General features: G+C 60.1%; 18 protein-coding genes. 3 read left to right on the forward strand and 15 right to left on the reverse strand.

Annotated features, from left to right (window positions below; translation table 11 throughout):
* Nucleotides 1-254: 254 nt before the first annotated feature.
* The 3 genes from ACI77H_RS19480 to ACI77H_RS19490 are packed head-to-tail and all read right to left on the reverse strand — an operon-like array spanning nucleotide 255 to nucleotide 5,469.
* Nucleotides 255-3,305, reverse strand: a complete 3,051-nt coding sequence (locus ACI77H_RS19480) for an efflux RND transporter permease subunit (RefSeq protein WP_407013338.1) — start codon at nucleotides 3,303-3,305, stop codon at nucleotides 255-257.
* A complete protein-coding gene (locus ACI77H_RS19485) occupies nucleotides 3,302-4,369 on the reverse strand; it encodes an efflux RND transporter periplasmic adaptor subunit (protein WP_407013339.1) in 1,068 nt (355 codons plus the stop codon). The genes ACI77H_RS19480 and ACI77H_RS19485 overlap by 4 nt, the downstream gene beginning before the upstream one ends.
* Nucleotides 4,366-5,469 (reverse strand): efflux RND transporter periplasmic adaptor subunit, encoded by a 1,104-nt coding sequence (locus tag ACI77H_RS19490; protein ID WP_407013340.1) that lies wholly within the window; start codon nucleotides 5,467-5,469, stop codon nucleotides 4,366-4,368. The genes ACI77H_RS19485 and ACI77H_RS19490 overlap by 4 nt, the downstream gene beginning before the upstream one ends.
* Nucleotides 5,470-5,581: 112 nt before the next feature.
* Here ACI77H_RS19490 and ACI77H_RS19495 point away from each other — a divergent pair, with 112 nt between their 5' ends.
* Complete coding sequence (locus ACI77H_RS19495) at nucleotides 5,582-6,778, forward strand: AAA family ATPase (RefSeq protein ID WP_407013341.1); 1,197 nt, start codon at nucleotides 5,582-5,584, stop codon at nucleotides 6,776-6,778.
* A gap of 117 nt (nucleotides 6,779-6,895) precedes the next feature.
* Here ACI77H_RS19495 and ACI77H_RS19500 read toward each other — a convergent pair whose 3' ends face one another.
* The 10 genes from ACI77H_RS19500 to ACI77H_RS19545 all read right to left on the reverse strand — a co-directional run bounded on the left by ACI77H_RS19500 (nucleotide 6,896) and on the right by ACI77H_RS19545 (nucleotide 15,424).
* Entirely contained in the window at nucleotides 6,896-7,777 is an 882-nt protein-coding gene (locus ACI77H_RS19500) for a transporter substrate-binding domain-containing protein (RefSeq protein WP_407013342.1), read from the reverse strand.
* Nucleotides 7,774-8,556 (reverse strand): amino acid ABC transporter ATP-binding protein, encoded by a 783-nt coding sequence (locus ACI77H_RS19505; RefSeq protein ID WP_407013343.1) that lies wholly within the window; start codon nucleotides 8,554-8,556, stop codon nucleotides 7,774-7,776. Before ACI77H_RS19505 ends, ACI77H_RS19500 begins: the two co-directional genes overlap by 4 nt.
* The gene (locus tag ACI77H_RS19510; protein ID WP_407013344.1) at nucleotides 8,553-9,212 is read right to left on the reverse strand and encodes an amino acid ABC transporter permease; all 660 of its coding nucleotides are present in this window, start codon (nucleotides 9,210-9,212) and stop codon (nucleotides 8,553-8,555) included. The genes ACI77H_RS19505 and ACI77H_RS19510 overlap by 4 nt, the downstream gene beginning before the upstream one ends.
* Complete coding sequence (locus ACI77H_RS19515) at nucleotides 9,193-9,858, reverse strand: amino acid ABC transporter permease (RefSeq protein ID WP_008148239.1); 666 nt, start codon at nucleotides 9,856-9,858, stop codon at nucleotides 9,193-9,195. Before ACI77H_RS19515 ends, ACI77H_RS19510 begins: the two co-directional genes overlap by 20 nt.
* 578 nt (nucleotides 9,859-10,436) lie before the next feature.
* Nucleotides 10,437-11,219, reverse strand: a complete 783-nt coding sequence (locus ACI77H_RS19520; protein ID WP_407013346.1) for a MetQ/NlpA family ABC transporter substrate-binding protein — start codon at nucleotides 11,217-11,219, stop codon at nucleotides 10,437-10,439.
* Nucleotides 11,220-11,583: 364 nt separating this feature from the next.
* Nucleotides 11,584-12,513: a sigma 54-interacting transcriptional regulator gene (locus ACI77H_RS19525; protein ID WP_407013347.1), complete on the reverse strand. Its 930-nt coding sequence runs from the start codon at nucleotides 12,511-12,513 to the stop codon at nucleotides 11,584-11,586.
* A gap of 60 nt (nucleotides 12,514-12,573) precedes the next feature.
* Nucleotides 12,574-13,155, reverse strand: a complete 582-nt coding sequence (locus ACI77H_RS19530; RefSeq protein ID WP_407013348.1) for an alpha/beta hydrolase — start codon at nucleotides 13,153-13,155, stop codon at nucleotides 12,574-12,576.
* Between the two features lie 286 nt (nucleotides 13,156-13,441).
* Nucleotides 13,442-13,843, reverse strand: coding sequence for a biopolymer transporter ExbD (locus tag ACI77H_RS19535; protein ID WP_003220570.1), 402 nt, complete (start codon nucleotides 13,841-13,843; stop codon nucleotides 13,442-13,444).
* A gap of 1 nt (nucleotide 13,844) precedes the next feature.
* Nucleotides 13,845-14,570, reverse strand: coding sequence for a MotA/TolQ/ExbB proton channel family protein (locus ACI77H_RS19540; protein WP_407013349.1), 726 nt, complete (start codon nucleotides 14,568-14,570; stop codon nucleotides 13,845-13,847).
* Between the two features lie 44 nt (nucleotides 14,571-14,614).
* Nucleotides 14,615-15,424: an energy transducer TonB gene (locus ACI77H_RS19545; RefSeq protein WP_407013350.1), complete on the reverse strand. Its 810-nt coding sequence runs from the start codon at nucleotides 15,422-15,424 to the stop codon at nucleotides 14,615-14,617.
* Between the two features lie 445 nt (nucleotides 15,425-15,869).
* Here ACI77H_RS19545 and ACI77H_RS19550 point away from each other — a divergent pair, with 445 nt between their 5' ends.
* Nucleotides 15,870-16,790: a LysR family transcriptional regulator gene (locus ACI77H_RS19550; RefSeq protein ID WP_407013351.1), complete on the forward strand. Its 921-nt coding sequence runs from the start codon at nucleotides 15,870-15,872 to the stop codon at nucleotides 16,788-16,790.
* Nucleotides 16,791-16,874: 84 nt separating this feature from the next.
* Here ACI77H_RS19550 and ACI77H_RS19555 read toward each other — a convergent pair whose 3' ends face one another.
* Nucleotides 16,875-17,948, reverse strand: a complete 1,074-nt coding sequence (locus ACI77H_RS19555; protein ID WP_407013352.1) for a fatty acid desaturase — start codon at nucleotides 17,946-17,948, stop codon at nucleotides 16,875-16,877.
* Nucleotides 17,949-18,048: 100 nt separating this feature from the next.
* On the opposite strand from ACI77H_RS19555, the gene ACI77H_RS19560 reads away from it, so the two are divergent.
* Nucleotides 18,049-19,053: an AraC family transcriptional regulator gene (locus ACI77H_RS19560; protein ID WP_407013353.1), complete on the forward strand. Its 1,005-nt coding sequence runs from the start codon at nucleotides 18,049-18,051 to the stop codon at nucleotides 19,051-19,053.
* Between the two features lie 153 nt (nucleotides 19,054-19,206).
* Here the strand turns inward: ACI77H_RS19560 and ACI77H_RS19565 are convergent, their stop codons facing one another.
* Nucleotides 19,207-19,572, reverse strand: a complete 366-nt coding sequence (locus ACI77H_RS19565) for a response regulator (RefSeq protein ID WP_407013354.1) — start codon at nucleotides 19,570-19,572, stop codon at nucleotides 19,207-19,209.
* Nucleotides 19,573-19,601 lie beyond the last annotated feature (29 nt).

The following is a 19,601-nucleotide window of genomic DNA, read 5'->3' on the forward strand; positions in this document are numbered from 1 at the left end:
TGTGAACTCGACAGGGTTGGCTGCGCGGAACATCCACATTTCCCTGTGTCAATTTATGACACGGGACTCTGCATGCTTCTATGAGGTGGCGCAGTCAGGCGAATCCATATTTGGCGTAGGACAGTTCCGTTAAAAATCGGTACCTGTGCCTATCCGGAATGGCTTGCACAAGAGGAGGTATCAGGTTGTCCCTCGATCAATGACGACGAGACAGCCCGCCTCCCCTCGCTTTCGCAACTGGGCCAGGTACCGGACTACGCCTCTTTCTTCGGCTCGCGAATCTTGTACCAGGCCACATACAACGCCGGCAAAAACAGCAGCGTCAGCAACGTCGCGATGATGATCCCGCCGATCATCGCGTACGCCATCGGCCCCCAGAACACTTCCCGCGCAATCGGGATCATCCCCAGGCTCGCCGCCGCGGCCGTCAGCAGAATCGGTCGGCGCCGATGTTCCGTGGCTTGCGCCACCGCATCCCACGGTGACAACCCCTCTTTCTCCAGGGCGTCGATCTGCGTCACCAGAATCACCGAGTTGCGGATGATGATGCCGATCAGCGCCAGAATCCCGAGGATCGCCACGAAGCCCATCGGTGTGCCAGTGGGGATCAACGCCAGCACCACGCCGATCAAACCAAGCGGCGCGACGCTGGCCACCAGGAACAGCTTCTGCACGCTGTGCAACTGAATCATCAGGAAGGTCGCCATCAGGAACAGCATCAACGGCACAACCTTGGCAATCGGCCCTTGGGCTTTGCCGCTTTCCTCGACCGTCCCCCCCGTGGCGACCTGGTAGCCCACCGGCAAACCGGCGGCGAACTTGTCGATGGCCGGCTTCAGTTGCTTGACCAGATCGGTCGGCTGAATCTCGTCGCGCACCGCAGCCTTGATGGTGATGGTTGGCTTGCGGTCGCGACGCCACACCAGCGGCTGCTCCAGTTCGTAGCGCACGGTGGCGAAGGCCAGCAGCGGAATCGAGGTGCCGCTCTGCGTGACGATTTGCAGGTTCTGCAAGGTTTCCGGTGTACCGCGCTCCGCGTCCACGGCGCGGCCAACGACGTTGATCAGGTAGATATCGTCATCGACCTGTGTCACCGGCGCGCCGACCACGATGCTGTTCATCAGGTTGGCCACGTCTTGCGACGACAGCCCCAGTTGCCGCGCCTTGTCCTGAGCGATGTCGATGCGCAGGACTTTGCCCGGCTCGTTCCAGTCGTAAATGATCTCGCCGATGTGTGAGTTTTTATCCAGCTCGGTGGCCAGGGCGATGGCCTGTTTACGCACCTGGTCGATGTCCTTGCCGCTGACCCGGTACTGGATCGGCCGGCCCACCGGCGGGCCCATTTCCAGGGCCTGAACGTAGCTGCCGATGCCGACGAAATCCTTGCGCAAGCGCTCGCGCAAACGCTGACTCAGGACTTCCCGCGATTCCAGGCCCTTGCTGACGATGACTAATTGCGCGTAGTACGGGTTTTGCAATTGCTGGTCGAGCGGCAGGTAGAAACGGATCGCGCCTTCGCCGATGTAGGTGCTCCAGCGCACGATATCCGGGTCGTCCTTGAACGTCGCTTCGAGCTTGTCCACAGCCTTGCGGGTTTCATTGATGGATGCGTTTTGCGGCAGGTTCAGGTCGACGAGGATTTCCGGGCGGTCCGAAGACGGGAAGAACTGGTTCTGTACAAACTGCATGGAAAACACCGACGCCGCGAACAGGGCGATGGTGATGCCGATGGCCCACCAGCGATTGCGCATGGCCCAAAGCATGCCGTAGTTGAAGGCGCGACCGATGCGACCGGGCTCGGCGTTGTGCGGTTTCACGTTGGCGCTGAGGATGTGCACGCCGATTACCGGCGCGAACAACACCGCGACCACCCATGACACCAGCATCGCCACGGCGATCACCGCAAACAGCGTGAAGGTGTACTCACCCGCCGAGCTGGCGTTCAGGCCAATCGGCACGAAACCGGCCACGGTCACCAGTGTGCCGGTGAGCATCGGGAACGCGGTCGAGGTGTAGGCGAACGTAGCCGCCTGCTCCTTGGTTTCGCCCATCTCCAGACGGGTGACCATCATCTCGACCGTGATCATCGCGTCGTCCACCAGCAGGCCGAGGGCGATGATCAAGGCGCCGAGGGAAATCCGCTGCATGGTGATGCCGCTGTATTCCATGAAGACGAAGACCATCGCCAACACCAGCGGAATCGAGCACGCCACCACCAACCCGGCGCGCACGCCGAGGCTGACAAAACTGACCACCAACACAATCACCACCGCTTCGAACAACGCGCTGGTGAAACCGCCGACGGCCTTTTCCACCACGGCGGCCTGATCGGAAACGGTATGCACGCCGACGCCCACCGGCAAATCAGCGGTCAGGTCGGTCATGCGCTGGTGCAGCGCCTTGCCGAACGCCTGAATGTTGCCGCCCTTCTTCATGGCAATCGCCAGGCCGATGCCCGGGTGACCGTTGAAGCGAAACTCCGGCGTCGCCGGGTCGACGTAACCCCGAGTGATATCGGCAATGTCGGCCAGGCGATAGAAGCGGTCGTTGAGCCGCAGGTTGACGTTTTCCAGGTCTTTCTCGGAAGCGAACTGCCCTGTGGTGCGTACGGAAATTCGCTCGGGCCCGGCGTCGATGACCCCGGCCGGCGTCACCGCGTTTTGCGATTGCAGACTCTCCACCACCTGACGCTGATCGATGCCCAGCGCCGCCAGTTTGCGGGTGGAGAAGTTCAGGTAGATCACCTCATCCTGCTCGCCGACCATCTCGACTTTGCCCAGCCCTGGCACTTCACGGATCTCGGCGCGGACTTGCTCGACGTAATCGCGCAACTGACGCATCGACAAACCGTCGGCGGTAAAGGCGTACACCGAACCGAACACATCACCAAACTCGTCGTTGAACCCCGGCCCTTGCAGGCCTTTGGGGAAGTCGCCGCGAATGTCGTTGATCTTCTTGCGCACCTGGTACCAGATTTCCGGGATGTCCTTGGCACTGGTGGTGTCGCGCAGGTTGACGAACACCGTCGATTCGCCGGGCCGGGTGTAGCTTTTCACGTAGTCGAGGGAGTCGAGCTCTTCGAGTTTCTTCTCGATGCGGTCGGTGACCTGCTTGAGGGTTTCTTCCTGGGTCGCACCCGGCCAGCGGGTCTGGATCACCATGGTTTTGATGGTGAACGAGGGGTCTTCCTCGCGACCCAGGTTCATGTACGAGAACACGCCCATCAGCAGCGCGACGAACATCAAATACCAGACAAACGACTGATGCTTGAGGGCCCATTCGGATAAGTTGAAACTCCCTTTCATTGTGGGCTGTCCTCATCGATTTTCACTTTCTGCCCAGGCTTCAGGCTGTTCACACCGGCAGTCACGACACGCTCGCCGGACTTCACGCCGCTGGCCAGGACCATCGTCGAATCGGTGCGGCTGATCAGGCTGATGTCACGCGGGGAAACCGTTTGAGTCTGCGGATCGATAACCCAGATGCGCGACTTGCCATCGACCTCCTGCAACGCCGTCAGCGGCAATTCGATCCGCGGTTTGATCGCGGAGCTGAGGGTGACGCTGATTGCCGTGCCCAGGCGAAACCCCGGCGGCGTATCGGTGAGGGTCAGGCGGGCACGCCGGGTACGGGTGGCGCTCTGCGCCTGGGGTTCGATTTCGCGGACGATGGCGGTGGTGGTGATGCTCGGGTCCAATTGCACGGCGACCTGAAACACCACGTCCGCGGGCAACTGATCAACCAGCGTGTCGGGCAGATCGATTACCGCCTCCTTGATGTCCGGCTGTGCCAGGGTCACCACTTGCTGGCCGGCGGTCACCACTTGGCCGGCTTCGGCGTTCCAGGCAGTGACGATGGCTTTGTGGTCGGTGCGCAGTTCGACGTAACCGAGTTGGTCCTTGGCCTGATCGAGCGCCGCTTTCGCTTGATCGAGGGCAGCCTGGGTGGTTTTCAGATCGGTCTGGGCAATATCCAGTTGCGCCTGCGCACCGACCCCGCGATCGAACAGTTCCTGCTGACGCCGGGCGTTGGCCTGGGCGTTGATCAGTTGAGCCTGAACCTTTGCCAGATCGCCCTGAGCCGAGCGCAGCTGGTTTTGCTGATCGGTGGGATCGAGGGTCGCGAGCAAGGCACCTTTCTCGACTTCGGCACCAACATCGACGTTACGGCTGGCGATCCGCCCCGGTACGCGGAAACCGACATTGGTTTCAAAACGGGCCTGGATGCTGCCGGCGAAGCGGCCGAGCGTTTCCTCGTCCAGCGCCTGGACCTTGATCGACAGCACCGGGCGTACTGGCTCCGGCGGCGGTTCTTTTTTTGAGCAGGCCACCAACAGCATCCCGGCGCACACCAGCAACACGCGCTTCATGGCTGGGCTCCTTCGGCCAGGTCTTTATAGGTGTTTTCGGCAATTTCCACTTTGACGCCGGGGTGCAACAACTGGCCGCCGGCGATGACGACTTTTTCGCCGCCCTTCAGGCCATCGCTGATGATCACTTTGCCGGTCAGGTAACGACCCACCGTCACCGTATGCAGCTGCGCCTTGCCTTCGCCATCCACCAGCCATACGGCCGGGTCGCTGAGGTTTTTGGTCAGCGCCGACCACGGCAGCTCGACTGCTGATTGGCCCGGCGTCTTCGCCGTGGCGCTGACCACCGAGCCAAGCTGCATACCTTCGGGCAGTCCGTTAAGGGTGACTTTGACCTGCACCGTGCCAGTCTGCGCAGAAACGGCCGGGGTGACTTCCCGAACCGTGCCCGTGGTCTTGATGGCCGGGTTGTCGAGCAGGCTGACCACGATGGTTTTGTCTCCAGGCGCCTCTGCCAGCAGCGATTCGTAGACGTTGAACACCGCGTCACGCTCACCGTCACGCGCCAGGCTGAAAATCGGCATCGTGGCCTGCACCACCTGGCCGACTTCGGCCTGACGTGCCGTAATCACCCCCGGCGCGTCGGCGATCAGCGCGGTGTAACTCAGTTGCTCACGGGCGTTGGCCAGTTGCGCCTGGGCGGCCGTCAAGGCGCTCTGACTGCTGCGCAATGCAGCCTGGGCCGAGTCGTATTCGCTTTGACTGGTGTAGCCCTTGGGCAGAAGTTTTTGCTGGCGGACGAAGGCGGCGGCGCTCTGTTTGACCCGCGCCTGTTCGGCGACGACTTGTGCCTGGGCCGAGTCGAGGCTGGTCTGCAGGTCTTTCGGATCGAGTCTGGCGAGCACTTGTTTGGCCGACACCCGGTCCCCGACATCGACCATGCGCTGGATGATTTTGCCGCCAACGCGGAACGACAGTTCCGTCTGGACGCGCGCCTGAACATCACCAGTGAGGGTCACGGACGCGGCGTAATCCGCCGCTTTGACCGCTTGCACAAACACCCGCGGACGATCCTTTTCGACCTGGGGTTTTTCCCCGCAGGCGCCCAGCAGCACAAGAAGACTCAGGCCAATCACTCTTTTCAATCCGGGACCAGCCATGCAGACTCCTTTGCGTCGTACGAACGTGCCAATGGCGATACGACTGTGAGCTTAGAACAGGGTTCAACAGGTGCACAGGTTTGCTGCACGCTCAGCAGTAAGGAAGCTTCCCATGCTCAAAACCCTCGCGGTGGCCAATTACCGCTCGATCAACAAACTGGTGATACCGCTGGGTCGTTTGAACCTGATCACCGGACCGAACGGCAGCGGTAAATCCAACCTCTATCGTGCGTTGCGCCTGCTCGCGGAAACCGCTCAGGGCGGCGTGGTCAATGCGTTGGCCCGCGAGGGTGGGCTGGATTCGACCTTCTGGGCCGGGCCGGAAAACATCACCCGGCGCATGCGTAACGGCGAAGTGCCGATCCAGGCGACGGTGCGTCACGGCGTCAAACGCCTGCGCCTGGGGTTTGCCGGCGAAGATTTCGGTTATTCGATCAGCCTGGGGTTACCCGAATCCAACGGTCATTTCATGCTACCCGGACACAGCTCACCCATCCCGTCACGCTTCAGTCTCGACCCGCAAATCAAGCGCGAATGCCTGTGGGCCGGGGCGTTCTATCGTCCAGCAAGCGTGCTGGTGGATCGCGACGGCCCGATGATCCGCACCCGAGCCAACCGCAACTGGGACGTGCTGGCTCAACACACGCCGACGTTCGACAGCCTGTTCGATCAGGTCGGCAGCTTGCGGACCTCGCCGGAGGTGCTGGAGATGCGTGAGTTCATCCGCCGCTGGCGCTTCTACGATCACTTTCGCAGCGACGCCGACGCGCCAGTGCGTCAGCCACAGCTGGGCACCCGCACCCCGGTGTTGCACCACGACGGCAGAGATCTGGCGGCGGCGTTGCAGACCATCATCGAAATTGGCGACCCCGACGCTTTGCGCAACGCCATCAGCGATGCGTTTCCCGGTGCACGGCTGCATATCGAGCCGCTGGCTGGCGGCCGGTTCGCCATCGAGCTTTATCAGGAAGGGTTGCTGCGACCATTGTCGGCGGCAGAGTTGTCGGATGGCACGTTGCGTTACTTGCTGTTGGTGGCGGCGCTGCTGACACCGCGACCGCCGACATTGATGGTGTTGAACGAGCCGGAAACCAGCCTGCATCCGGACCTGTTGCCGGCGTTGGCGCGCTTGATTATCCGCGCGTCGGAGCAGTGTCAGGTGTGGGTGGTGTCCCATGCGCGGCGGCTGATCTCGGCGTTGCAGGAGGACCCGGAATGCAACTGCATCGTGCTGGAGAAAAATCTTGGCCAGACCGGGATTGTCGGGCAGCGGCTGCTGGATGAACCGGCGTGGTATTGGCCGGATTGAGCGGGTGCCGTTAAAAACCATTCGCCGGCAAGCCGGCTCCTACAGAATTGAGGTGATCCTTGTAGGAGCCGGCTTGCCGGCGATGACGGCCGAACGATCGCTGCAAAAACTACAGAATCACCCCTGCCACTTCCCACCTTCGACAATCACGCTCTCCGGCTTGGTGTCATCGCTCAGTTCTTTACGCACATATTGGTCGTACAGCTTGAGCAGGTATTTCTCTTCACCCAGCTTGGCCAACTCGGCGTTCACCCAGTCACGCAGCTCGATGTTGCCCTTCTTCACCGCCGGAGCAATCGGCGCTTCGGCGCCCAGCGTCTGGCTCAGCACGCGGTAGCCAGGGTTCTGCTTGGCCCAGCTGAACAGCACCAGATTGTCTTGCGCGTACGCATCGCCACGACCGTTGGCCAATGCTTGCAGGAACTCGGAGTTTTTCTCGAACTTGAGCAGTTTCCAGTCCGGGTGATTCTTGGTCAGCCAGATGTCCGCCGTGGTGCCGGTAGTGACGATGGTGGTGCGGGTCGCCAGGTCATCGAGGTTTTTCACCTCGCTGGCCTGTGGCACCAGCGCCTGCACGGCGACTTTCAGGTTTGGATTGGTGAATTCCACCGCTTCCTTGCGCTCTGGCGTCACGGTCATGTTGGCCAGGATCAGGTCGACCTTGTCACTTTGCAGGAATGGAATCCGGCTCGCCGGCTCTACCGCGACGAATTCGACCTTGCTCTCATCGCCGAGCAGATCCTTGGCGAATTGCCGGCCGATGTCGGTATCGAAACCGACGTAGCGCCCGGCTTCATTGACGAATCCAAACGGCGGTTTGTCGGTGAAGACGCCGACGATCAGCTTGTCCCGCGCTTTGATTTTGTCCAGGTAGCTGGCCGGTGCGGTGCTTTCGCTGGCGACTTTCGGCGTTGCGGGTGTTTCGGTTTTGTTGCAGCCGGCCAGCAGCGCGAGGCCGAGCAGCGGGAGTAGCAGTAGAGAAGACTTGGCAGTTTTCATGGCAGTTGCAGTTCCTTTGTTTGAGTCGTTTTGGGTAGTGCGGCGACGTAGGAGAACTTCTCCAGGAACTGCTGCGCTCGTGCGGTTTGCGGGTTCGTAAAGAAAATCTCGGGAGGGTTTTGCTCAAGGATTCGCCCGGCATCCATGAACACGATGCGGTCCGCCACGGCCCGGGCAAAGGCCATTTCGTGGGTGACGATCAACAGCGTCATGCCTTCGCGGGCCAGGCCCTGAATGACTTCCAGCACTTCCTTGACCATTTCCGGGTCGAGGGCGGCGGTGACTTCATCGAACAACATGACCTTGGGGTTCATGCACAACGAGCGAACGATGGCGATGCGTTGCTGCTGGCCGCCGGAGAGCTGACGCGGGAAGGCATCACGCTTGTCCAAAAGGCCGACGCGCGCCAACAAGGCTTCGGCCTGGACACGGGCTTCGCGGCGCTCGCGTTTTTGTACCTTGAGCGGGCCGAGCAGCAGGTTGTCGAGCACGCTCATGTGCGGAAACAGGTGATAGCTCTGAAACACCATGCCGATCTGCTGGCGCACTTCGCGCCAGTCGGTGCCCTTGTCCAGCAATTCGCGGCCGTTGAATTTCAAGCTGCCGCTGTGCGCGACTTCCAGCCCGTTGAGGCACCGCAGCAACGTGCTTTTGCCGCAGCCACTGGGGCCGAGAATGACGATCACTTCGCCTGACTTCACGTGCAGGTCGATGCCGTCGAGCACCTGTTGCTCGCCGAAAAACTTGTTGAAACCCTTGAACTCGATCAATGCGCTCATGCTTGCGTCCAGCGCCGCTCCAGCACGCGCGAGGCGGCCGAGAGCGGGTAGCAGATGAAAAAGAAAAACAGGAACAGCGCGCCGTAGATCAGCACGGATTCGTAGGTGCGTTCGATGATTTGCTGACCGACCTTGATCACGTCCACCACGCCGATCAGCACCGCCAGGGAGCTGGTCTTGATGATTCGCGTGTAGACGTTGATGGTCGGCGGGGTCATGCGTTTCAGCGCCTGGGGCAGCAACACGTACCCGTAGAGTTGCGGGCCGTTCAGGCCAATCGACAACCCTGCTTCACGCTGACCGCGCGGCAACGAATGCAACGCGCCGCGGACCACTTCGCCGACCTCGCTGGCGCCCCACAGCGACAACACAAGCACCGCGCACCAGAAGCTCGGAATGCTCAGGCCGAAGAAAATCGGCAAACCGAAGAACAGCAAATACAACCAGACCAGCACCGGAATTGCCCGAAACAGCTCCAGATACACGCGCAAAATTGCGTTCAGCCATTTCGAATTCAGCGTGCGCAACACGCCGTAAAGCACACCGCCGAGGGTGCTGATGGCGATGCTCAGAAAAGAGATCGACAGGGTTTGCGCAGCGCCCTTGCCCAGTTGCGGCAACGACACCCACAGCAACTCAAGACCCGAACTGGCCATGCTGGAGCCTCCTTTCCAGACGGCTGAGCAGCAGCGACAGCGGCAAAAACAGCAGCACGCAAATCAGCGTCAGCACGGCGAGCATTTCGTAGGTCTTGTAGTAAAGCGCGATGTAGCTTTTGGTGGTGTAGAGGATTTCCGGAACCGCCACCGCAGAGACCACGGTGGTTTCCTTGAGCAGGAAAATGAAGTTGGCGAACAGCGACGGCAGGCTGAGGATGCCGGCCTGCGGCAGGATCACGTAGCGCAGTAATTGCCCGTGCGACAAACCGATGGAGCGACCGGATTCCAGCTGCGCTTGGGGCACCGCGTCCACACCGGCACGCAGCACTTCCGTGAGGTAAGCGCCGCCCAGGAACGTCATGGTGATGATCGCCGCCGCGAAACCCGAGACCTTGATGCCCAGCGCCGGCAAAGCGAAGTACACAAAAAACAGTTGAATGAGCAGCGGCGTGTTGCGTGCCAGCTCTACGTACAACCCGACCAGGCGTTGCAGGTAAGGCGTGCGAAATACCAGGATCGTCGCGTTGATCAATGCCACCAGCAATGAGGTGCCGATGGCGATGAAACCGACCTGCAGCGTCACACCCACGGCCTTGAGAAACGCCGGCAGGGTACTGAGGATAAAAGCGTAATCGAAGTTCATTGAACATCCTGAACGTCGCTCGGTAAGCGACGGTGGTGCAGTCCATGGGCGGTGGATAACCTCCCGGCAGGCACCGACTTAAAAGGTATAAGAACTGGAATTTAAATACCGTTAAAGCATATTGATATCACGCAAAAAACTATCCCGCGGATTTGCTGAGACCGAGGAAGACGACTATTTTCCTTTTCGCTGTAGGAGGGATCTTTTTTTCAGAATGCCCCTCCAAGGACCCACAGCTTTTGGCCAGACTCCCCCGGCCGAACCATCACAAGGAAGAGAATATGGCTGACGTAAAAGTGCCGGAGAGGTTGGATCCGCAGGACATCGTGAAGTTGCTGGTGGCGTTGCGCAGGGCGTTGAAGGCCAGGGTGGCCTGAACCTCTGGAGCGTGTGTATCCCTGTCGGAGCGGGCTTGCTCGCGAAGGCGGGGGGTCAGTCAACATCAATTTCGACTGACCCACCGCCTTCGCGAGCAAGCCCGCTCTCACATTTGGAATGTACACACTCAATAAAAAACGCCGACGCTATTGCTAGCCGTCGGCGTTCGAAACCTTGAAGGGGTTTAGGGCTGCGTCCAATCAGAACGCCGGCAGTACTGCGCCGCTGTACTTCTTGGCGATGAAGGCTTTCACTTCAGGGCTGGTCAACGCCTTGGCCAGTTTCTGGATAGCTACGCTGTCCTTGTTGTCTGGACGAGCCACCAGGAAGTTCACGTAAGGCGAATCTGCACCTTCGATTACCAGCGCATCTTTAGCCGGGTTCAAACCCGCTTCCAGCGCGTAGTTGGTGTTGATCATGTCCAGGTCAACCTGGTCCAGAACGCGCGGCAACATTGCGGACTCAAGTTCCTTGAACTTGAAGTTGTGCGGGTTCTTGGCGATGTCTTTCGGGGTAGCCAGAGCGTTTTTCGGGTCTTTCAGCTCGATCAGGCCAGCCTTCTGCAGCAGCAGCAGAGCACGACCGCTGTTGCTGCCTTCGTTCGGGATTGCAATGGTTGCGCCGTCTTTCAGCTCAGCCAGGCTTTTGACTTTCTTCGAATAGCCACCGAACGGTTCAACGTGAACGCCGATCACGGTCACCAGATTGGTGCCTTTGCCTTCGTTGAAGTTTTTCAGGTATGGCAGGGTCTGGAAGTAGTTGGCGTCCAGACGCTTCTGGTCAACTTGCACGTTTGGCTGAACGTAGTCGGTGAAGACTTTGATTTCCAGGTCCACGCCTTCTTTGGCGAGGGTTGGCTTGATCAGCTCCAGAATTTCGGCGTGTGGGACCGGAGTCGCCGCAACTACCAGTTTCTCGCCGGCCTGGGCCAGGCCCGCGGTCAGGGCAGCCGCCAATGCGGTGAACAACAGAACCTTTTTCATGCAGTGTCCTTATCGAAAATCACGGTCGCCAATGACGACGGCTAAATGTTGAGGTGCAAGCGAAGTGCTATCGCTGGCGTGAAGCGGACAATACCGAGATTTTTTATTCCCGAACAATATCTTTTATTCACTTTCATATTCCATTTTGTTCATACAGCTCTAATTCGCGTTTTTCCCGGATCCCTCTGTAGGCGCTGGCTTGCCGGCGATGGCGTCTTTCCTGATGCACCGCGTCGTCTGGATCGCGAGCAAGCTTGCTCCTACAAGAGTGCAGTGTTTGCGGATTCATCTGTAGGAGCCGGCTTGCCGGCGAGGGCGTCTTTCCTGATACACCGCGTCGTCTGGATCGCGAGCAAGCTTGCTCCTACAAGAGTGCGGTGTTCTTGAGCAGGTTTTTCAGGGCGGCTTGTTCGGTGGCAGTGCCTTTGGTGAGGATGTGCTGGAGTTGCTGCTCGATCTGCGTCAAGGGTGCCGGTGCTTCGGGCAGGTTCAAATGTTCGGGCAAGATCTCGTCGCCAGTGCTGACCAGCAACGCAAAGTGAATGACGTTTTCCAGCTCTCGGGTATTGCCTGGCCAGCTGTGCTGTTCCAGCAAGCGCTGCGCGGCTTCGCTAATCAACGGCACCGGCAGGTCCAGGCGCTGGCTGTAGATGCCGAGGAAATACTCGGACAACGACAGGATATCGCCCACCCGCTCACGCAACGCCGGCAGTTCCAGCTGACCTTCGCTGAGGTAGTGATAAAGCCGCTCATGGAATTTCCCGGCAGCCACGGCTTGCGCCAGATCAATGCTGGTCGCAGCCACGAGACGCACGTCAACCGGGCTCGGTTGGTGAGCGCCGACACGGGTGACTTCGTGGTTTTCCAGTGCGGCGAGCAACTTGATCTGGATCGGCAACGGCAAGTCGCCGATCTCGTCCAGATAAAGCGTGCCGCCATTGGCCGAACCGAACCAGCCAGCACGACTGCTGGCCGAACCGGTGTAACTGCCGGCGGCGTATCCGAACAGTTCGGCGTCGGCGTAGGTCGGGCTGATTGCGCCGCAATTGACCGACACAAACAACCCACCACGATCACTGGCGCGGTGGATGTGCCGCGCCAACAACTCTTTACCGCTACCGGTTTCGCCACGGATCAACACGGAGATCGAACGCGGGGCCAGTTGCTCCAGTTCGGCGCGCAATTGACGCGAGCGCGGATCGACGAACACCAGCGCCTTGGCGCGGATGCTCAGCGGACTTTTTTCTGCGTCGGGAAAGGTCAGCAGCGGCTGACCGAAGGCTTCAAAACTCATGGCAGACTCCCGCCCAAAACCGCCGGGAGACGGGGGGGCGATGTTAAAAAAAGAAAAGGTTCAAGCGCGGCGCAGGGCGTGATGTTCCATGCGGTTTTGCAGGCGATACAGATAGGCAAAACCCTGCTCCCAACGCTGATGACCGGACTTCACGTTGATGTGCCCGGCACCCGCCAGTATTCCTGCCTCGGCGCCCCAGTTACGTGCCAGTTCCAGCGCACGCGGTGCGCTGACAGCGGCGTCGTTGTCGGAGCTGACAACCTGGCTCGGGAACGGCAAAAGGTTGGTCGGAATCGGCGCGAAATTGCGCAGGGCTGGCGCGCAGGCCGGGCGCTCGACGTCCGCCGGCGCGACCAGCAAGGCACCGCGCACCTGGCGCAGAAAATTCAGCGGTGCAGTGGCCGCCCAATGCGCGACCGTGATGCAACCCAGGCTATGGGCAATCAAAATCACCGGCGTACTGTCGGCGGCAATCGCCTCGGCCAATGCCGCGACCCAGTCTTCACGACGGGGCGTCAACCAATCGGCCTGCTCCACCCGCGCGCTGTTCGGCAGGCTGTTCTGCCAGTGGCTTTGCCAATGATCATCTGGCGATCCTTGCCAGCCCGGCACAATCAGATAGCGAATTGATTCGTTGCGCATGGGGGAGCTCTCCTGCTGCGTGTCTGTTCCTGATCAAGTATAGGGAGGAGAGTTATATCCGTTAAGGAATAAGAAGCTATTTATTAAGACCTATAAAGAATATAAGAAAACACACGACCTGTAGGAGCCGGCTTGCCGGCGATAGCGTTCATTCAGCCAATAGAAATATTGACTGAGGGACCGCTTTCGCCAGCAAGCCGGCTCCTACGGGTCGTGTGTTTTCTCGGGGGAATAAAAAAGGGGCCGCACCCTGCCAAGGAGACGGCCCCGGAAAATCGAAAATCGGTCAGCGCGCGGTAATCACCGACAATTTGGTAATCCCTGCCCGCTCAATCGACGCCATGGCTCGCGCCACTTCGCCGTAATTCACCCCGTCATCTGCCTGCAGTTGCACGCGGACTTCGGGATCCTTGGCCTTCGCCGACTTGAGGTTGAACTCCAGCAAGTCCGGCTGAATCTCGTCCTTGTTGATAAACAGCTTCCCGGCACCGTCGATGCTCACGACCAGCGGGTCCTTCTGCTCCACCGGCGCCACGGCCTCGGTCTTGGGCAGGTTGATCGGGATCGCGTTGGTCAGCAGCGGCGCGGTGACGATGAACACCACCAGCAGCACCAGCATCACATCCACCAGCGGTGTCACGTTGATCTCGCTCAGCACCTCATCGCTGTCTTGCGTGGAGAAAGCCATCTCAGGACGCCTCCTTCACTTTCTGCGCGCCGCCCAACGCGGCGGTTTTGTGCGCCGTCGGGTGAATCAGCACGCGGAACGAACTCTTCTGCGCCAGGCTGTAGAAGTCATGGGCGAAGTCATCCAGGTCCGCCGCCGTCAGTTTCAGACGACGCAAAAAGTAGTTGTAAACCAGCACCGCCGGCACCGCGACGGCGATCCCCACGCCGGTCGCCACCAGTGCCGCACCAATCGGCCCGGCCACGGTTTCCAGGCTGGCTGAGCCCGCAGCGCTGATCCCTTTCAACGCCTCCATGATTCCCCACACGGTGCCGAACAAACCAATGAACGGCGATGTACTGCCAATACTCGCGACCACCGCCAAACCTGTTTCCAGCGAGCGGCGCTCACGCACAATCTGCTGACGCAAGGCGCGTTCAAGACGATCCTGATGGTTGATCGCCTGGCTCAAATCCGCCGCTTGTGGCGCCTCACCTACCTGAATGGCTGCATAGCCGGCCTGAGCCACACGGGCCGCCGCGCCGGGCTGGGTCTCGGCCAGCTCTGCCGCTGAATCAAGGCTCGACGCGGCCCAGAACTGCTTATGAAACTTTCGGTCCTGCACCTTGAGCCGGCCGAACTGCACGCCTTTGAGCAACGCCAGGCCCCAGGTGGCAACGGAAAAAACCACCAGCAGCCAGATCACCGCGCTTTCGATGGATTCAAGTGGAGATGCCAGTAACGTCATGATGAGTTCCTCGTGTAAACGTTTCGCGCGAATTTGGTTGCGGTTTAATGAAGCTTGAAATCGATGGGCACGCTGACCCAGCCGTCCTGGGCGACCTCACCTTGCTTGGCCGGCACGAAACTCCAACGTTTCACGGCATTGATCGCCGCCTCGTCGAGGGAGTCGCGACCGCTGCCTTTCTGGATCTGAATCTCGCCAGGTTTGCCGTTGGCCAACACATGCACCCGCAATAACACCGTGCCTTCCCACCCGCGCCGCACGGCTTGCGACGGGTAGTCCGGCGCCGGGTTTTTCAAGTACGCGGCATTGGCTGAAGCCGGTGTCACCGGTGCGGGCGCCGGAGGTGCAGGTGGCGCTGCAGCCGCGACGGGTGCTGCCGGTTGTGGCGGCGCGGGCGGTTGCGGGGCGACTTTTTGCAGCGGTTTCGGCACGGGTTTGGCGATTGGCTTTGGCTTGGGAATCGGTTTCGGAGGCGGCGGTTTCACGGCCAGTTCGTCTTCCACCGGCGGCGGTGGCTCGATCACGGGTTGTACCGGTTGCTGTGGTGGTGGCTCGACCACGGGCGGCGCCGGACGCGAGAACTCAATCGTCATCGGCGGAATTTCCGGCGGCACAATCGGCAATGCCTTGGTCGGCTGTTGATTGACCCAATAGATGACTGCGCCATGCACCAGCAACGCCAGCACCCCGAGCAGAATCGTTTCCCGGCGACTCAGAATGCCCTTGGGCGCACGCTGCAAACGCAGCTGCCCCAAGGGCACGCGGTGCACCCGGCCGAGGTCGACCAACTCGCCACCTGGCGCCTGGCGCCACAGCACCTCGTGTGCGCTGGCGGCGGTCTGGACATTGCCCATTGATTTACTCCCTGCGGTCTCTTTGTGGATAACCGAAACGCCGTGCCAAACATCCCCCGACGACGCATCGATGGGTGAATCATTGAGGCAGACGCTTATCTCAGAAAGTAATATTTGAAGTTATGCATAGACCAAAAACGAATATAAAAGATCGCCCATCCGCTACAAGCCTTGTCCGGCAAGGGCTGCAGACAACAGACGGAAATCACATGCCTTTCAGGCATCGAAAATATTCACCAAAGGCATGATTCAAGGGCCATTTTCACGGCCACGGGGCCGTGGCGCCTGCCATTGAGCGGCAGAGACAACGCTCTATTTATATTCCTTTATCGTCTAACAGTTATTTGATTGCTTCATTGACGGAATAAGTGAATACCTTTAAAAAACCTCAACCACGCTCGTCGCACCTGCCCTCGAGGTCGTTTCAAGATGCCGGAAAAAACCTATGGATCTTCGTCAACTGCGTTACTTCATTGCCCTCACCGAACACCGAAGTTTCGTACGGGCAGCCGACGCCATGGGCATCACTCAGCCGGCATTCAGTCGCAGCATTCAAGGGCTTGAACAGGAGTTCGGCTGTGCATTGGTGGACCGTGGCAACAAGGACTTGCGCCCCACGCCGGAAGGTCAAGTGGTGCTGCAACATGCGCTGACGCTGGTACAGGGCGCAGCACTGCTCAACGCCGAAGTCACGCAAATGACCAAGCTCGACGCCGGTGAACTGCGGTTCGGCTGCGGCCCGACGCCGGCGGTAAAACTGGTGCCGGATGCGGTGGCGCAGTTCATCCATGCTTACCCGAAAATTCGCACCTGTTTTCAGGTGGATAACTGGGAAAAACTCAGCCGCGCGCTGAGCCGTGAAGAGATCGAATTTTTCATCGCCGACATCCGCCATTTCGAAGCCGATCCGAATTTCCAGACCCGAGCGCTGACCCCCAGACGCGGCGTGTTTTTCTGCCGTCCGGGACATCCGTTGCTGGCCAAGGAAAGCCTGTCGACCAACGACATGTTCGATTACCCGTTGGCGACCACACTGATCCCGCCAGGCATTCGCAAACTGCTGGCAAACCTCAGCGGCCGGATCGATTTCTCACCGACCATCGAAACCGAGCATTTTCCGGCACTCGCCAGGATCGTGCTGCAATCGAATGCCATTGGAGTAGGAACGGAAGAGGCGTTTGTCGAGGACATTGCCCAGGGTTCGCTGGTGCTGCTGCACTGGCGAAACCTGCCGCCGCACATCGAGAGCATGAGCGTGCGCTGCGGGATTGTCAGCCGCACGGGGTTCCGCTTGTCACCGGCTGCGCGGGCGATGATCGAGACGTTGGTGGCGGTGGATAAGCAGGATGTCAGCGTCGCGGTTTGAACAGAACGACCACTTTCACTGGCAACCCGGCACCTACAGAACCACGAAGACCCTGCAGCAGCTGGCTTGCCAGCGAAGAGACCCTCAGACCCGAACGCCCTCTACAGCCTGCCCCTCAATTGCCTCTTTACGAATAAACCGGTTCGCCCGCCCGAACGTCCCGAAATCGTTGAAACGCACGCCCATCTCACGCATCACCTTATGCGCCACCGGCACGGTCATCTGGCGGATGTAAAACGGTTCCTTCACCACGAAGTGATGGATGCCGTGGCTGCTGCCGAAGTTGAAGCAGAACGCCTGCAACGGCCACATCCACCACGGGTTCAGCACCTGGGTTTGCTGGATCACGTTCCCCGGTTCCACATCGCCGTAGTAATGCATGTTCGAGCTGACAAAGTGCAGGCAAAACGTGCGCAGTACGTTCGGGCCGATGATCACCACGGCCGCGATATCGATCACCTGCATCATCGAGAGCGTGGTCGCCGACCATTCAATCGGCGCTCCCAGCAGATGCGCGATGCCGTTGGCGGCGTGGAAGCCGAGAAACACGTACCACGCGCCCCAATGCACCAGCGCGAGTGGCGCATAGACCTTCAAGGCGCGTTTCATGATGCTGAACTTGTGAGCCCAGGTCTTGGCCCGCAGCATGCGGATGAATGCCGACATCACGTTGTCGCCGACCATCAATAGCCGCGCAATCCCCCAAGGTTCGCCGTTGGTGATCGCGCGCTCTTCCATGTCGGCTTCTGTGCCGGACACCTTGTGGTGGTTGAGGTGCAGATGCCGGCGAATCCACGGGTTGATCGTGCTCGGCCGCGCCAGCCACACCAGGCCCATCATCAGGTTGTGCGGCACGCGTTGTTTGCGGAAGTACATGCTATGAATCAGGTCGTGTTCCAGCTCGTGGGTCAGCGACGCAAAAAACGCGTTGAGCAGCAAGCACACCCACCAGGCCATGTGCCCGCTGATGTACAGGGCTGCCGACCCGATCATTCCCGCCAAAGCGAAGGCCAGAATGCCCGCGCCCAAGGCGTCCTGATGGTTGAGCATCGGGTAGCGTTGACGCAGTTCGACCCCTTTGGCCAACACCACTTCGCGAATATGCGCAGATCGCTGAGCTGCATTCAGTCGCTGGGGACTTGCAGAAGTACCGTCCATGCTTCCATCCTCTGGTTATTGATGTTCGCATCCTGCCTTGCGATCTCTCACAAGGCGGTAGCCGTGGACGCCAACCTGTTGACCGGAAGCGCCAATCAGCATGACTGAACCGACCTCCCTCGCCAGCTGGACCCGCGCCCTGCGCAAGCAACTCGATGCGCTGGGCCTCGACAGCACCGCCCTGTGTCACCAGGCGGGGCTCGACCCGCAATTGATGGACGACCCGAACGCCCGTTACCCGTTGTCCGGCACTACGCGGCTGTGGGAAATCGCGGTGCAGGTCAGCGGCGATCCGGCGATCGGCTTGCGGGTGTCGCGATTCGTCAGCCCGACCACCTTTCACGCACTCGGTTATGCGCTGGTGGCTAGCGGCAGTTTGCGCGAGGTGTTCGAGCGCATCGTGCGTTATCACCAGGTGGTCAGCGATGCCCTGGAGCTTGAATTGAGCCGCACCGAGGATCGCTACCGCTTTCGCCTGAAAATCGCGCCAGGCAACCCGGCGCCGGCGTTCGAAGCCATCGACGCCTTCGCCGCGATTTACGTGCGCACCTGCCGCAATCGACTGGGCCGCGACTACGCGCCACTCGCGGTGTACCTGCGACGCCCGGAACCGGCCGACGCCCATCAATGGCACAAAGTCTTCCGCGCTCCGGTGTACTTTTCGGCCGACGAAGACCGCTTGGAGTTTTCTCTGGTGGACTTCGACAGTCACCTGGACGACGCCAACCCGGAACTGGCCGAGCATAACGAAACCGTGCTCAAACGTACCCTGGCGCAGCTCAAACCCCTGACGTGGGAGCGCAAGGTCCGCGACGCCATTGAAGAACAACTGCCCGAAGGCGAGCCCAGCGCCGAACACATCGCCAAGGCCTTGCACCTGAGCCTGCGCAGCCTGCAACGGCATCTGGCAGACGAGGGCTGCCGGTTCGACACGCTGCTCAATGAAAGCCGCGAAAACCTCGCGCTGCTGCACCTGCGCGACCCGCAATGTTCGTTGAGCGAAATCAGTTATTTGTTGGGGTTTGCGGATACGAGCAGCTTCAGCCGCGCGTTCAAGCGCTGGACCGGGATGACGCCGGGGCAGTTTCGGGATGGGTTGCGGTGACAGGTCCGGAAGGTGGGTTGCATGGGCCGGCCTCTTCGCGGGCAAGCCCGCTCCCACAGGGGTCTTGGGTGTGCCAATGATTCTGTGTACGACGCTGAACCTGTGGGAGCGGCCTTGCCCGCGATGGGGCCAGGCCAGACACCGCAGTACTCCCTAACGCCCGCGATCCCGCCTTAACAACTTGCGCACCCGCGCTACCAATTCGCTCACGGCAAACGGCTTGAGCAAGTAATCGTCCTCATGCAACTCCAACCCGCGCAAGCGATCCTCGATGCCATCCTTGGTGGTGAGGAACAGCACCGGCGTCTCGCCGAGCTTGCGGATCTGTTGCTGCAACTGCCAGCCATTCAACCCCGGCAGCATCACGTCGAGAATGATCAGCTCATATTCGCCGGACTCGATGAAGCGGCGGCCGTCCATGCCGTTGAGCGCCACATCCACCGAGTAGCTCGCCTCGTTCAGGCCCTTGGCCAGGAGTTTGGCGATCTCCGGCTCGTCTTCCACTAACAGCACACGCATGGCACACCTCGATTGTCGTTGTCACAGGC

The organism is Pseudomonas sp. O230 (assembly GCF_045447035.1).
Lineage (GTDB): Bacteria > Pseudomonadota > Gammaproteobacteria > Pseudomonadales > Pseudomonadaceae > Aquipseudomonas.

Coding starts and splice junctions, on each gene's coding strand:
- ACI77H_RS19485 (WP_407013339.1), bottom strand. CDS start 4,369: ATGAAGCGCGTGTTGCTGGTGTGCGCCGGGATGCTGTTGGTGGCCTGC.
- ACI77H_RS19510 (WP_407013344.1), bottom strand. CDS start 9,212: ATGGCCAGTTCGGGTCTTGAGTTGCTGTGGGTGTCGTTGCCGCAACTG.
- ACI77H_RS19550 (WP_407013351.1), top strand. CDS start 15,870: ATGGATCTTCGTCAACTGCGTTACTTCATTGCCCTCACCGAACACCGA.
- ACI77H_RS19490 (WP_407013340.1), bottom strand. CDS start 5,469: ATGGCTGGTCCCGGATTGAAAAGAGTGATTGGCCTGAGTCTTCTTGTG.
- ACI77H_RS19540 (WP_407013349.1), bottom strand. CDS start 14,570: ATGACGTTACTGGCATCTCCACTTGAATCCATCGAAAGCGCGGTGATC.
- ACI77H_RS19555 (WP_407013352.1), bottom strand. CDS start 17,948: ATGGACGGTACTTCTGCAAGTCCCCAGCGACTGAATGCAGCTCAGCGA.
- ACI77H_RS19495 (WP_407013341.1), top strand. CDS start 5,582: ATGCTCAAAACCCTCGCGGTGGCCAATTACCGCTCGATCAACAAACTG.
- ACI77H_RS19520 (WP_407013346.1), bottom strand. CDS start 11,219: ATGAAAAAGGTTCTGTTGTTCACCGCATTGGCGGCTGCCCTGACCGCG.
- ACI77H_RS19560 (WP_407013353.1), top strand. CDS start 18,049: ATGACTGAACCGACCTCCCTCGCCAGCTGGACCCGCGCCCTGCGCAAG.
- ACI77H_RS19505 (WP_407013343.1), bottom strand. CDS start 8,556: ATGAGCGCATTGATCGAGTTCAAGGGTTTCAACAAGTTTTTCGGCGAG.
- ACI77H_RS19530 (WP_407013348.1), bottom strand. CDS start 13,155: ATGCGCAACGAATCAATTCGCTATCTGATTGTGCCGGGCTGGCAAGGA.
- ACI77H_RS19535 (WP_003220570.1), bottom strand. CDS start 13,843: ATGGCTTTCTCCACGCAAGACAGCGATGAGGTGCTGAGCGAGATCAAC.
- ACI77H_RS19480 (WP_407013338.1), bottom strand. CDS start 3,305: ATGAAAGGGAGTTTCAACTTATCCGAATGGGCCCTCAAGCATCAGTCG.
- ACI77H_RS19565 (WP_407013354.1), bottom strand. CDS start 19,572: ATGCGTGTGCTGTTAGTGGAAGACGAGCCGGAGATCGCCAAACTCCTG.
- ACI77H_RS19525 (WP_407013347.1), bottom strand. CDS start 12,513: ATGAGTTTTGAAGCCTTCGGTCAGCCGCTGCTGACCTTTCCCGACGCA.
- ACI77H_RS19545 (WP_407013350.1), bottom strand. CDS start 15,424: ATGGGCAATGTCCAGACCGCCGCCAGCGCACACGAGGTGCTGTGGCGC.
- ACI77H_RS19500 (WP_407013342.1), bottom strand. CDS start 7,777: ATGAAAACTGCCAAGTCTTCTCTACTGCTACTCCCGCTGCTCGGCCTC.
- ACI77H_RS19515 (WP_008148239.1), bottom strand. CDS start 9,858: ATGAACTTCGATTACGCTTTTATCCTCAGTACCCTGCCGGCGTTTCTC.